This is a genomic window from Halomonas sp. AOP25-F1-15, from assembly GCF_052378675.1.
Taxonomy (GTDB): Bacteria; Pseudomonadota; Gammaproteobacteria; order Pseudomonadales; family Halomonadaceae; genus Vreelandella; species Vreelandella casei.
Genome location: NZ_JBQSXV010000004.1, coordinates 49,178 through 61,946 on the forward strand (window position 1 = coordinate 49,178; position 12,769 = coordinate 61,946).

Below are 12,769 nucleotides of genomic sequence, written 5' to 3' on the forward strand. Positions count from 1 at the left end.
GCTGCTTAGCGACGTTAACGATCTACCCGGGCGTACTCTTTAAACAACACCGATTGCCACTGGCGAACGGCCAGCACAGACGTGATGCCAAAGCGCTTATGGATAGGCAGGCTACTTTCCCGCTCACACAGGGCATGAAACTCTTTTGCGAGGCGCTGCATCGTCTGCTGCCACTCTTCATTACCCGCGGGGGACAACAAGCCGTTCAGCACCATTAGCTTTTCGCTGTCACTATCAAAGCGGGAGCGAAAAAACTCGCTGGCTAGATATTTCTGGAAAAAGCACTGGATCGGCCCATCCGGGCGCCAGCGAAAATTCGCGGCTACCCGGCGCCTTATCCGGTTACCTGGCAACAGGTCGATCAACTTAAGCCGTTCAAGTTTAACCAGTTGCTGTGTGCATTCGGCCTCGCTCAACTGGTATTGATGATGGATTTCGTTGAAGCTATAGCCATTAATGACGCACACAGCGACCAGAAACAGCTCGCGATCATCGGCAATACTTTGCTCTTGAGCCTGGGTCAGCTGCTGTAAACGCTGTTCGTCATTCTGCATGGCCTGTACCAGCTCGACGAACTCGATATTAAGCTGATCACAAATGCACTCAAGCCGCGCTAGCGTGAAGTGCTGTTCTGCGAACAGGCGCTTAACAGAGGCTTCGCTTAAGGCTAGCCACTGGGCGACATCAGCGTAGGTTTTACCCTGAGCACGAAGCTGGCGTTTCAAGGTCTTAATGAGTGAACTGGCCTGGGACACAAGCGCCTCCTAGCACCAAAAGTAGCAAATAAAGATACTCTAAAGCCTGCATGCTACAACTTAGCGCATTAGAGTTGCAAAAATATCGCCTCTTGCACACATTGCTGCTACTTCTAGGAATTGATAAGGCAACCTATACATGCGAAACGTACTGCACATGAGGGGCGCCTGGCCCTACTTGATCGCTATCTTTCTCAATGCGTTTGTGGATTTGGGTCACAAGATCGTTATTCAGAATACGATCTTCAAAAGCTATGACGGCACCACCCAGGTCGTACTCACGGCCCTGGTAAATGGCTTAATTTTGCTGCCATTTATTTTAATGTTTAGCCCCGCTGGCCATGTGGCAGATAGCTACCCCAAGGTGCGCGTCATGCGTGTTTCTGCCTGGGCGGCGGTGGCTATTTCACTCGGCATCACCGCCGCGTACTACCAGGGATGGTTCTGGTTAGCGTTCGCGATGACGCTACTGCTTGCCATTCAATCGGCTTTTTACTCCCCGGCTAAATACGGCTTGGTAAAGGGGCTGTTCGGCAAGCCACGTTTGGCGGAAGCCAACGGGCTGATTCAGGCGGTCACTATCGGCGCTATTTTAGCGGGCACCGTGGCCTTTACCGCACTGTTTGAAACCTGGGTATCGCCTGATGACCAGACGCCAGCGCAGCTGTTACGTCACATTGCACCGCTGGGCTGGCTGCTCGTGCTCAATAGCGCTCTCCAAGTGGTCACGCTTTATCGCCTGCCATTGGACAACACGCCACGCTCCCAAACACCGCTTACCTGGCAGCGCTACATTAAGGGCCGCGCGCTAAAAGACAACCTGCGTATCGTGGCGCGCCAGCCTGTTCTCAGGCTGGCGATTATCGGCCTTGCGACGTTTTGGTCCGTTGGCCAAGTGCTGCTGGCAGCCTTCCCCGCCTATGCGAAAGATGCGCTAAGTATCGATAACACGCTTGTGCTTCAAGGAATTCTCGCCGCGAGCGGCATTGGCATTGCAGCCGGGTCGCTGCTGGCGAGTAAGCTTTCCCGCAACCGTATTGAAACCGGCCTTATTCCCTTGGGCGCTATCGGCGTGGCCGCGGGGCTATGGTGCCTTCCCCTGCTATCAACGCCGCTTAGCCAAGCGCTCAATTTCGTGTTTATTGGCATCATGGGCGGGCTGTTTATCGTACCGCTGAATGCGCTGATCCAGTTTCACGCGGCCGATCACGAATTAGGTACCGTGCTGGCTGCCAACAATTGGATTCAAAATATCGCCATGCTGGGCTTTTTGATGCTCACGGCGCTATTCGCGCTGGCCGGTGTGGATAGTCACTATCTGCTGCTTCTCATCGCGGCTGTGGCCATGGTCGGCGGCGGTTACACTATCTTCAAGCTACCCCAAAGCCTAGTGCGCCTTCTGCTAAGCTTTCTGCTCACACGACACTATCGCGTGGATGTTCACGGCTTGGAAAACCTACCGGCACAAGGCGGCGTGCTACTACTGGGCAACCATATCAGCTGGTTGGATTGGGCCATGGTGCAAATTGCCAGCCCGCGGCCCGTACGTTTTGTCATGCTAAAAAGCATTTACCAGCGCTGGTATCTACGCTGGTTCTTTAAAGCGCTGGGCTGTATTCCTATCGAACGCGGCGCCGCTGCCGAACAGGCGCTAAGCGATGTAGCCGAACTGCTCAATGCCGGAGAAGTGGTGTGTTTGTTTCCTGAAGGAGCGATTAGTCGCAATGGCCAGCTTGGCGAATTTCGGCGCGGCTATGAACGCGCCTGTAAAATGGCCAATCCTGACGTCAAAATAATCCCGTTCTACCTGCGTGGACTATGGGGCAGCCAGTTCTCACATTCATCAAGCAAGCTCAAAGAGCTGCGCAATGCCCCACTGCACCGTTCGGTGGTGGTCGCTTTTGGAAAACCACTGCCCAAAGACACGCCCGCCGATGTGCTCAAACGACGTATTTTTGAACAGGCTAGCCGTTCCTGGCAGCGGGCCATGGGCGAACTACCCACGCTTGCTAATGCCTGGATTCAAAGCGTTAAGCGCCGCCCAGGCAAGCTTGCGCTGGCCGATACCCTTGGGCGTCCGCTCAGTGCCAGCCAAGCGTTAACTGCCAGCGTACTGCTATCTAAACGCATCCGTAAGCATTGCCCTGGGCAAAATGTTGGCCTATTGCTGCCCACCAGCAGCGCTGGAGTGATCACCAACATGGCCACACTGCTGGCGGGAAAAACCGTTGTGAACCTCAACTACACGGCGAGCCAAGAGACGCTGGCGTCGGCGCTCACCCAGGCAGAGATTACAACGGTGTTCACTTCAAAGCGCTTTGTAGCAACGCTAGCCCAGCGCGGGTTAGCGGTTGACCAGCTATTTGGCCAGCAGCAAGTAATGTATCTGGAAACCCTACAGGCAACGATCAGCCGCGCCGAGCGTGCCAGTACCTGGCTTGCCGTACGCCTACTGCCCACGTGGCTATTACAGCGCGGCTTTAGCCGTAGCCATGATGCGGATGCAACGGCCGCGATCCTGTTCTCTAGCGGTAGCGAAGGTCAGCCTAAGGGCGTGATGTTGAGCCACCGCAACCTCATGGCCAACATCAAACAGACCTCTGACGTTCTTAATACACAAAGCAACGACGTTGTGATGGGATCGCTGCCGCTGTTTCATGCCTTTGGCCTCACCGTCACGCAGCTGCTACCGCTCATTGAAGGAGTACCGTTAGTGTGTCACGCCGACCCAACCGATGCCCCCGGCATAGCCGGCACGGTTGCCAAGCATAAAGCGACCATTATGTTTGGTACCTCCAGCCTTCTACGCCTGTTCGTACGCAGCCAAAAGGTGCATCCGCTAATGCTGGATAGCCTGAGGGTGATCGTGGCCGGCGCAGAAAAGCTTGATGACAGCGTACGTACAAGCTTTGCACTGAAATTCCACAAACCGATTTATGAAGGCTATGGCGCGACGGAGACGTCACCGGTTGCCTCGGTCAACTTACCGGATGCCCTCGGCATTCATTACCAGCAGGTGCAGCGCGGTAGCAAAATTGGCAGCGTTGGCATGCCGCTGCCTGGCACTGGTTTCAAAGTCGTTTCGCCTGAAAGCTTCGAAGAACTACCCACTGGCGAAGCGGGTATGATTTTGATCAGTGGCCCACAGGTCATGCAGGGCTATCTTAACGATGTTGAACGCACGACCAAGGCGCTACGCGACATTGATGGCCAGCGCTGGTACGTCACTGGGGACAAAGGATTTCTCGACGAAGACGGCTTTTTAACGCTGATCGACCGCTACGCACGCTTTGCCAAAATTGGCGGCGAGATGGTCGCGCTAGGCGCAGTAGAACAGGCCGTTAAAGCCGCACTTGAGGAGCCTGACACCGCGCTAATGGCGGTCAACATCCCCGATAGTCGTAAAGGCGAACGCATTGTAATGCTATCGGAAACACCTGTAGATGCCAGTACCGTAAAAGCCGCTATGCTCGCTAACGGCACGAAATCAATGATGGTGCCCAGTGACTGGCTTACCGTGGATGCCCTTCCTCGCTTGGGGTCAGGCAAGCAGGATATTGCGGGCGCCAAGCGTCTGGCACAGAAAAGATTGGCCGAAAGCGCGAAATAGAGTGCTCTACTCGGCCACCGATACCTGCGGGCATCATTAGAGAGATGAATAAAAGGATTTTTTTCACTGAAACCGCTGACTTTTCTCCATGGTTTCTAATCCGGATGTGTATTAAATTCATTTCCAATGTTTTGAGGTTATCTTCCCCCTCAAAAATTCGGATAAACAAAGAAGGAGCGTTAAATGTCTAATCCAGCTATTGAAATCTTCAAGAAGCGTCGTAGCCAGTATGTCATTGGCAAAGACATTGCCATCAGCCAAGACGATACAGCGGCATTGATCAAAGAAGCCGTTAAGCAGGCACCCACGTCGTTCAACTCACAAAGCTCGCGTGCGGTTATTCTGTTCAACGAACAGCACGAAAAGTTCTGGCAGATAGTCATGGAAACGCTGCGTAAAATCGTACCTGCGGACTCTTTTGAGCCTACTGAGCAGAAGGTCAGCAGCTTTGCTGCTGGTGCTGGCACCGTGCTGTTTTTTGAAGACCAAGAGGTCATCAAAGGGCTGCAAGAGAAATTTCCGCTCTACGCCGACAACTTCCCTGTTTGGTCAGAGCATGCTACCGGCATTGCCCAGTTTGCCGTATGGACGGCCCTTTCACAGGCCGACATTGGCGCCAGCCTGCAGCACTACAACCCCATTATCGACGATGCCGTATTTGATGCCTGGGATCTACCGGCTTCCTGGACACTGCGCGCGCAAATGCCCTTCGGTTCTAATGAAGCACCGTTTGGCGAAAAAACGTTCATGGACGATGAGCAACGCTTCCGCGTATTTTCTTAAGCCACAGCTTAGGACATGTCCTAAGTAAGCGCCCATCACGGACTTGTTTTCGCCCGCTGCCACTGATTATTCAGCGACAGCGGGCGATGCCTTTTAGAGGCCGACCTTCATCAAGAGCGCTTGTGGTGCCTATTCAGAAGGCTTTACGTCAGCGCTATCCAATGGCGTAGAGCGCTTGCCCGGCTCACCCCGCGCAATATCGTTATGGCTAATGACCATGACATCGCGTGGCCACCAATCCGGATGGTTATCGCGAATAAAGGCCAGCAGTTTCTCACGCACGTTCATTTCTGCCACCCAGCCTGCTAGCGGGTCGGACGTCATCAGGTAAAAAGTAATGATCTGCGCCGTTGCGGTTTGCCCTGTCACATAACACAGCAGCTTATGGTGCTCGATAACATTCTCTTCATCCTTAGCAACGTCTAAAAACGTTTGCCTTAAGAGCTCAACGTCAGCGCTTAAGTGCAGCGTCAATTTCAAAAACCGATACATCTTGGTACTTTTGACCGAAAGATTCTCAAACGGTTTAGACACAAAATAGGTGACGGGTACGATCAACCGCCGCTCGTCCCATGAGCGCAATCGAATAAACGTATAAAAAATCCCCTCCACATAGCACCACTGCCCTTCAAACATAACCAAGTCACCGATTCGGATCGGCTTGGCCAGCGACAGCTGAAAAGAAGACAAAATGTTCCCCAGCATGGCCTGGCCAGCAATACCGACCAGTACCGCAAGAACGCTTGCGGAGGCGAGAATAGACAAGCCTAGTGTTTCGAAGATCTGAACCTGGCTGAGTACGTAAACCGATACTGCAATGACCGTGATCAGAATGATGACGCGGCGTAACGCGTAGAGCGATGTCAGCAGCCGGCGCTCATCACGCGATTTTGTATCATCAATCTCGCCCACTAAACGCCGCGTCATACGCAGCATAATGGTATCGACCAAGCGCAGTGCAATGGTTGCCGCGCCCCACGCCAGAATGGCGGTTAACACAACGCGGAAGGTACCCATAGCGATAGCAGAGAAAGAGACCACATAGTCCAGCACCACCTGCGTCACCAGAGACATCATGATGAGTGCCATGGGGCCTTTTATTCTGCCCACAAAGATGCTTTTTGCGCCGGAAGGAATTAGCTTCGCCAGCAACCCAACAAAGCGATAAACCCCCCACCCCATGAGCGCAACCAATATCAGGAAAATGGGAATGGCGATCCACTCCCAAATCATCAGCACGCCGAGCGATTCCTTAAAGCGTTCCGGAATATGCTCCTCCAGCATGGAAGGGCCATATTCTTTATAAAGTAGCGGAATCGACGACACGCTGTCTGACATAATCAGCCAAACGGGATCCTGATCACCGGCTCGGTAACGGCCCAGCCGTATATCGTAAGTATCACTGCCCACTTTCAGCGACGTTATTTCCAAGTCTCGACGCGGCTGGCCTGCTTGAGGATTAGGCTCCTGCCCAGCCGTATTCTCAATGAGCGCGTCTCGGCGGCCAGGAAGATTGGCAACGTTCAGCAACTCACCACGCTTGAATACTTCAGCCAACTGTTTGGCTAGCTCCGGGCCTTGTTCGCGCTGCTCGGCAGGCGATAAATCGGACAAATTGAGAACATGCGCCGCCGCCGCAAACTCTTCGTTGTCCGCCAGCGTTTGAAAACTTCGAATAGCCTCGCGTGGGGTAATTAAGTTGACGTCCTCCGGCGCTTCTTCAAGTCCCGTATTTACTTCATCAACAGCAAACCACCGATTATCTTCGCTCTCTTCTCCCTGAGTTTGCGCCACACACACGCTGGAAAATAGCAGTGCTGCGATCAGCACCATCCATGCGGGCCATAAGCCATTTGCTTTCATACATGCCTTTATTAAGTGAGATGAACCAGCTTACCGACCATCGACAGACCAATTACGTAGCCAGCCTTGTGATCATCACAGGGCCATCCATGTCAGTGGGGTAAAAGGAGTAAGCGTAAAGTACAGCCTATCTTATTTGATGACGCAAGGAGCAGCACCGTTCTCATCAATCATGCACTCCTTTTCTCTATTCGGTTTAGCAAACATAGGCATGCGCAATGCGAATATGTGTTTCACAGCACGCTATCTAACCAGGCTGCCTAGCGACTTCAACTCGCTATCGTATAAAGCAACCAGCAGCGGCGCGCCCTGGTTGTTAATGCGAAACTGCCCGTAGCGGGCGGATTGATAGCGTTCGGCATGACCTTCCTGGAAGAAGAAAGCATTGGTAGCAAAACGCACATAGCCATTACGTAGTCGATACTGTAGGCGCCGCTCCTGATCACCGATCGGGCTGCCATCATCTAATCGCTGGAAGTGGGCGATATACTGCTCATCTAAGCGCACAACGACGTGGCCATCGCTGGCGCTCAAGATATCACCCTCTGGATTCAACGCCATTTGAATACGGCTGGTGATAGCAAAGTTCAAAGACATGTAGTCGCCCTGCATCAATGAGCGCGGGTCGACCGGCGCGAGCTCAAGGTAGACAATCTCACCCAGCGCCAAATGACGCTCTTTCTGCCAAATTGCCCCATTAATCACGGCCAACACCAGCAACATGCCCACGAGAATCACCAGCCTGCTTGCTTTCGCGTTAGGCATCATTGTCTACGCTCCCATCGCTCGAGTGAGCAATCCTAGCTTCCCACCTCCGGTGTAGCCCAAAACGCAGCCCTAGCAGCAGGGTTCCCATCACCAAAAGCGCTATCGACTTCGTCAGAAGCGTTGCGTCCAGCCAGTAGTAATAGCTGCCGATCGCCAGCATCAGCGAAAGCATCCCCAACCCCGTCAGCACGCGATTGCCAATAGCAAAGCCTAACAGCATGACCACCACGCCCTGGCCTACGCTAGGGACATAAAACGTCACCCCCAACAGCACCACACCGGCAGCGTAGGTCATCCAGCGCACGCTAGCTAAAGGCTGTTTGTTAAACAGCGCCTGGAAAAGAATCAGCTGTGCCAGCGCAACGAGCCCAACGCTCATCCAAACCCCTAGCCGCACTAAATTGCTATCCAGCGCTTCATAAAGAAACGGCAGCGGATGACCCGCATGCGCTAGCCCCTGAGTGACCAGCAGGCCCAACGCTAGTCCATAGCCCCACGCCTGCATCTCTTTAATGCGACGTGGCCAGCGAAATTCGTTTAACCAAAGTGCGGTTAGTGCACACAGCACAATGCCACTGGCGGCCATCCCCGTTGCCGCTGTTACCCACGCCAGATACAGCGCTACGCTGGCAGCAAAGGCAGAAAAGCCACGATGCGTTACGCTTGGCATCACCAGCGCCAGTGCGCTCTGCAAACCCAGCATCGACCACCATACATAGGCAGCGTTATTCCAATGCTCGATGGCGGCCCAGCCCACTAGTAGCTGCCCGGCTAAGCTAATGGCGAGCGCCAGATGTTCGAGCACATCACTGTGAACTGCCCGCAGTAGCGCAAAAGCAGCGCCGATCAAAACGAGCCCCAGGCCCAACGATGCAGCGGCGCTCTCGACAATAAACACTCCGCCAATGGCGATAAAGCCCAGTAAAAAAAATGCCGCCAGCCAACCGGAAAAAGCCTGCAACACGCGCACAAACCACGGCGTTTCTAGCGTCGCCGGCAGCGTAGAAGCGTTTAACACAATGCCTGACTGGGTCAGCTTGGCTTTTAAACTATTTGTTTGAGCATCGTCGGCTCTGCGCATCATTGCCATGTCTCCCGGTGTAGCCGTTTCAGCCATATGACAGCCCCGGCGCCCATCGCTAGCACCGCGACGGCCATAAGCAACAAACTTCCTGCCTGCCACTCACCTTCCCACAGCCAGTATCGAGCAAGCAGCCACGTGGCCACGGCAATCACTGAGACGCAGCCGCCTGCGATCATGAACAGATCCGGCTGCCAGTGGCGATAACCGGTATACAGCGCCACAAGCCAGAGAGGATAAATCACCAGCACTGACGACCACATCGGCTGCATCTCGGCAATCAGGGACATCAATAGCAGCGTGATCGGTACCCCGCTGCCCACCGCGAGCAAGCGAGCGGCCCAACGACCTTCACCCCAACGCCCGGAATAAGCGCCCCACTCCCAGAAGATCAATGCAAGGGTATTGATCCCCAACAACCCCCACAGCGCAGCGTCACTGTTTGCCAGGGCGCCAAACGGCCCACCCCAAGTACGAAAATAAAGCCCGATGGCAAGATTGAGCAGCCCTAACCACAGAACCCAAAGTAGCTCAAAACGTGCCACCCAGACCCAGGGCAACGTTAGCAACGCCCAGGTAAAGAACAGCTGCCAGGGGTCAGCACCGGTTTGGTACACCTGACCAAACAGCGCTAGCAGTACACCCACTAACAAAGTGGCCGACGTTAGCGCCACACGCTGTAAGGTCAGGCGAGTCTTGGCCCACACGGCGATACCTACCGCCAGCAACACCGCGGCTTGCACCACGCCAAAGCGCAGCCAACGCTCCATCTCGAGCCAGTTATAAGCAATAAAAAACAACACCGCAAAGGCTAGCGCCAGCCCGCCTAGCCACAGCAGTAATCGATCAACAAAGATCGCCCAGTCACGGGGCGATGGCCTCAACCCAGCAGCCTCAATAGCGTGTGTCACCTGCTCTGGCGGTATGACGCTCTGCTCAATTAACGACACCAGTTCACGGCGTGAAGAAGCCATGGCATTCCTTGGGAAGGTAGAGAAGTTAGCACTCAACAATGCCGATCGGTCAGCATAGCCTGACCATAGACGCTAACGCGCGCGAGCGAAAGAGGCCGTCAGTGCCATTGATGCGTACTTAGGATTAACAATGAAAGAAGGAAGCACTATAAGGTTTTACGTCTTCCAGGCCCACGCCTTATAAGAAATGCAGTAGGATCAATGTTCGACTTATTTTTCAGGAGCCCGCTATGTCCCTCGCACAGCTAATTAGCCCACTTGCTCTAGGCCAAAAGCAACAGCAGCCCGGCCTGGTGATTCTGGATTGCCGCTTTGCTTTGGAAAACCCGGGCTATGGGCAGCAAAGTTATGCCGCGGGGCATATCGCCGGGGCGCATTTCGCTGACCTGAACCGCGACCTGAGCTCGCCGGTTATCCCGGGAGTGACCGGCCGTCATCCCTTACCGGACCCCGCACAGCTGGTTGATCGCCTGCGAGACTGGGGCATTGATAACGACGCTACCATCGTGCTTTATGACGATGGCACCGGTGCCTATGCCGCCCGGGCGTGGTGGCTGCTGGCGTGGCTGGGTAAGCGAGATGGCGTGTTCATTCTTGATGGCGGCTTGAACGCCTGGCTCGCCGTCGGCCTGCCCTTGAGCCAGGATTCACCGCAGAGTGTTCCCGGGCATTTCAGCGGTCAGCCAGATAACCGCCTGCTGCTGGAGGCCAAGCAACTACAGCAGCGCCTTGGCCAGCCGAACCTCACCTTACTGGATGCCCGAGGCTTGCCACGCTTTCGAGGTGATGTAGAGCCTATCGACCCGGTAGCCGGGCATATCCCCGGCGCGCAATGCGCGGCGTTTACCGACAACCTGGGCAGCGACGGACGTTTTTTGCCCGTGCCGCAGCTCAAGCAGCGTTTTGCCGAGAAGCTTGGCGGGCGCTCACCGGAAGCGTTGGTGGCCTATTGCGGCTCTGGCGTAACCGCCTGCCATAACCTGTTTGCCCTTTGCCTGGCAGGTTACCCTCTGGCCAGCCTGTACGCAGGTTCCTGGAGCGAATGGATCACCGACCCTCAACGGGCTATCGCTACCGGCGACTAAATCCTCACTCCCAACGCTAAACGCAGGTGAGCACTCGGAAACCCAGTAGCCATAGCTGTCACTCCAACTTAGTAAAGCGCAGCCGCTCTATCGCCGGGGGCGGCAAGAAAGAGTCCGCTCGGGCATCTTCCCAATAGTGCTTAAACACGGTGTGCTCACATTTAGAATGCAGTAGCTCATTGGGTTTCAAGAACGTAAAGACCTGATCGTAGGACTGAATCTCATTTTCCGATACGCGGCGGATGATATGTTCTGGCCCCAGCTCACTCGGGTGGGTGAGCCCTGCCGCCCCTAGCATTTCCGCCAGCGCTTTTAGCGTATTGCGGTGGAAGTGATATACCCGCTCCGTTTTGTCAGCAATATCCAAATGACGGCTGCGCTTAGGATCCTGGGTTGCCACGCCGCTTGGGCACTTATCGGAGTGACAGTTGAGCGCCTGAATACAGCCCAGTGAAAACATAAAGCCCCTGGCGGCATTGCACCAGTCGGCCCCCAGCGCCAACGTGCGGGCAATATTAAAACCCGATGTGATTTTGCCAGCAGCACCGATGCGAATTTCCTCGCGCAGCCCAGCCCCAACAAGCGTGTTGTGCACTAGCGTCACGGCTTCGGTGAGCGGCACGCCCATACGGTTAATAAATTCTAACGGCGCGGCACCGGTTCCCCCTTCGCCGCCATCCACCACAATAAAATCAGGCCGCTCACCGGTCTCCAGCATGGCCTTTACAATCGCAAACCACTCCCAGGGGTGGCCAATTGCCAGCTTAAACCCAACCGGCTTGCCGCCGGAAAGCGCACGTAGGCGGGCAATAAATTCCATCAGCTCTAGCGGTGAAGAGAAGGCGGTGTGAGCGGCGGGAGAAATCACATCCTGGCCCATGGGCACTTCCCTGGCCTCGGCAATTTCTGCGGTCACTTTAGCCGCCGGCAGTATGCCACCATGGCCGGGCTTGGCTCCCTGCGACAGCTTTATTTCGATCATTTTGACCTGATCATCGCTGGCGTTGGCGGCAAACCGTTCCTCGTTAAACGAGCCATCGTCGTGGCGGCAGCCGAAATAGCCGGAGCCGATTTCCCAGACTAAATCGCCACCGTGAATGCGATGATAGCGGGAAATCGACCCTTCACCGGTGTCGTGATAGAAGCCCCCTTTGCAGGCGCCCGCATTCAGCGCTTCGATGGCATTGCCTGAAAGCGAGCCAAAGCTCATCGCCGAAATATTAAGCACGCTAGCAAAATAAGGCTGACTACAGCGGCTACCGCCTACTCGAACCCGAAAGTCAGCGTCTTCAATTGCATAGGGCAGCAGCGAATGATTGATCCACTCATGGCCCGGTTTATACATATCCAACAGTGAGCCGAAAGGCTTCTTATCGCTCTCATTTTTAGAGCGCTGATACACCACGGCACGCTGCTCGCGGGAGAACGGGCGTTCGTCCAAATCCGACTGAATAAAGTACTGGCGTATTTCAGGGCCAATGGATTCCAAGGTATATCGAATGTGGGCCAAGATTGGGTAATTACGGCTGACCGTTCGCCGTGTTTGGCGCATGTCGTGCAAGCCTAGCCAAGCAAGAAGGCCAAAAAGTGCCACGCCCACTAGCCATACAAGCGAAAATACTAAGCCAATCAGCGAGATGACCAGTAGGATCACGCATGCAACAAAGGCGGCATTGCGCAAAGGAATGCGGGTTAATCCCCGAGCTTCTATCATGAGAACACAAACTCCTTATCAACCGTCTGCAAAAGGGTATGACGGCCTAGGTAGCATATCGGAGCAAGGTAGCGGCTCACCAGCCCAACTCGCTCTATTTAATGGAGAGGATTAGTATAAGTTTTGGTGAACTTAC

At 54.6% G+C, this 12,769-nt stretch carries 9 protein-coding genes; 3 read left to right on the forward strand and 6 right to left on the reverse strand.

Going from position 1 to position 12,769, the window contains the following annotated elements:
* Positions 1 to 14: 14 nt before the first annotated feature.
* Positions 15 to 755: an XRE family transcriptional regulator gene (locus ACT3TF_RS08600; RefSeq protein WP_444672042.1), complete on the reverse strand. Its 741-nt coding sequence runs from the start codon at positions 753 to 755 to the stop codon at positions 15 to 17.
* Positions 756 to 894: 139 nt separating this feature from the next.
* Here ACT3TF_RS08600 and ACT3TF_RS08605 point away from each other — a divergent pair, with 139 nt between their 5' ends.
* Positions 895 to 4,365, forward strand: a complete 3,471-nt coding sequence (locus ACT3TF_RS08605) for an acyl-[ACP]--phospholipid O-acyltransferase (RefSeq protein WP_441685773.1) — start codon at positions 895 to 897, stop codon at positions 4,363 to 4,365.
* A 183-nt stretch (positions 4,366 to 4,548) separates the two neighbouring features.
* Complete coding sequence (locus ACT3TF_RS08610; RefSeq protein ID WP_444672043.1) at positions 4,549 to 5,148, forward strand: nitroreductase family protein; 600 nt, start codon at positions 4,549 to 4,551, stop codon at positions 5,146 to 5,148.
* Positions 5,149 to 5,277: 129 nt separating this feature from the next.
* Here ACT3TF_RS08610 and ACT3TF_RS08615 read toward each other — a convergent pair whose 3' ends face one another.
* The 4 genes from ACT3TF_RS08615 to ACT3TF_RS08630 all read right to left on the reverse strand — a co-directional run bounded on the left by ACT3TF_RS08615 (position 5,278) and on the right by ACT3TF_RS08630 (position 9,834).
* Positions 5,278 to 7,011 (reverse strand): mechanosensitive ion channel family protein, encoded by a 1,734-nt coding sequence (locus tag ACT3TF_RS08615; protein ID WP_441685771.1) that lies wholly within the window; start codon positions 7,009 to 7,011, stop codon positions 5,278 to 5,280.
* A gap of 243 nt (positions 7,012 to 7,254) precedes the next feature.
* Positions 7,255 to 7,779, reverse strand: coding sequence for a GDYXXLXY domain-containing protein (locus ACT3TF_RS08620; RefSeq protein ID WP_444624526.1), 525 nt, complete (start codon positions 7,777 to 7,779; stop codon positions 7,255 to 7,257).
* Positions 7,769 to 8,896 carry a DUF4401 domain-containing protein gene (locus tag ACT3TF_RS08625; RefSeq protein ID WP_444624525.1) on the reverse strand — a complete coding sequence of 376 codons (1,128 nt, stop codon included), beginning with the start codon at positions 8,894 to 8,896 and terminating at the stop codon, positions 7,769 to 7,771. The genes ACT3TF_RS08620 and ACT3TF_RS08625 overlap by 11 nt, the downstream gene beginning before the upstream one ends.
* The gene (locus ACT3TF_RS08630; RefSeq protein WP_444624524.1) at positions 8,860 to 9,834 is read right to left on the reverse strand and encodes a DUF2157 domain-containing protein; all 975 of its coding nucleotides are present in this window, start codon (positions 9,832 to 9,834) and stop codon (positions 8,860 to 8,862) included. Before ACT3TF_RS08630 ends, ACT3TF_RS08625 begins: the two co-directional genes overlap by 37 nt.
* A 230-nt stretch (positions 9,835 to 10,064) precedes the next feature.
* Here ACT3TF_RS08630 and ACT3TF_RS08635 point away from each other — a divergent pair, with 230 nt between their 5' ends.
* Positions 10,065 to 10,919 (forward strand): sulfurtransferase, encoded by an 855-nt coding sequence (locus tag ACT3TF_RS08635; RefSeq protein ID WP_096281881.1) that lies wholly within the window; start codon positions 10,065 to 10,067, stop codon positions 10,917 to 10,919.
* A gap of 58 nt (positions 10,920 to 10,977) precedes the next feature.
* On the opposite strand, the gene ACT3TF_RS08640 is transcribed toward ACT3TF_RS08635, so the two are convergent.
* Complete coding sequence (locus ACT3TF_RS08640; RefSeq protein WP_096281882.1) at positions 10,978 to 12,633, reverse strand: FMN-binding glutamate synthase family protein; 1,656 nt, start codon at positions 12,631 to 12,633, stop codon at positions 10,978 to 10,980.
* Positions 12,634 to 12,769 lie beyond the last annotated feature (136 nt).

Excerpts from the sequence above, each read along its gene's own strand:
- ACT3TF_RS08610 (WP_444672043.1), top strand. The coding sequence starts at position 4,549 with ATGTCTAATCCAGCTATTGAAATCTTCAAGAAGCGTCGTAGCCAGTAT.
- ACT3TF_RS08615 (WP_441685771.1), bottom strand. The coding sequence starts at position 7,011 with ATGAAAGCAAATGGCTTATGGCCCGCATGGATGGTGCTGATCGCAGCA.
- ACT3TF_RS08635 (WP_096281881.1), top strand. The coding sequence starts at position 10,065 with ATGTCCCTCGCACAGCTAATTAGCCCACTTGCTCTAGGCCAAAAGCAA.
- ACT3TF_RS08625 (WP_444624525.1), bottom strand. The coding sequence starts at position 8,896 with ATGGCTGAAACGGCTACACCGGGAGACATGGCAATGATGCGCAGAGCC.
- ACT3TF_RS08605 (WP_441685773.1), top strand. The coding sequence starts at position 895 with ATGCGAAACGTACTGCACATGAGGGGCGCCTGGCCCTACTTGATCGCT.
- ACT3TF_RS08630 (WP_444624524.1), bottom strand. The coding sequence starts at position 9,834 with ATGGCTTCTTCACGCCGTGAACTGGTGTCGTTAATTGAGCAGAGCGTC.
- ACT3TF_RS08640 (WP_096281882.1), bottom strand. The coding sequence starts at position 12,633 with ATGATAGAAGCTCGGGGATTAACCCGCATTCCTTTGCGCAATGCCGCC.
- ACT3TF_RS08620 (WP_444624526.1), bottom strand. The coding sequence starts at position 7,779 with ATGATGCCTAACGCGAAAGCAAGCAGGCTGGTGATTCTCGTGGGCATG.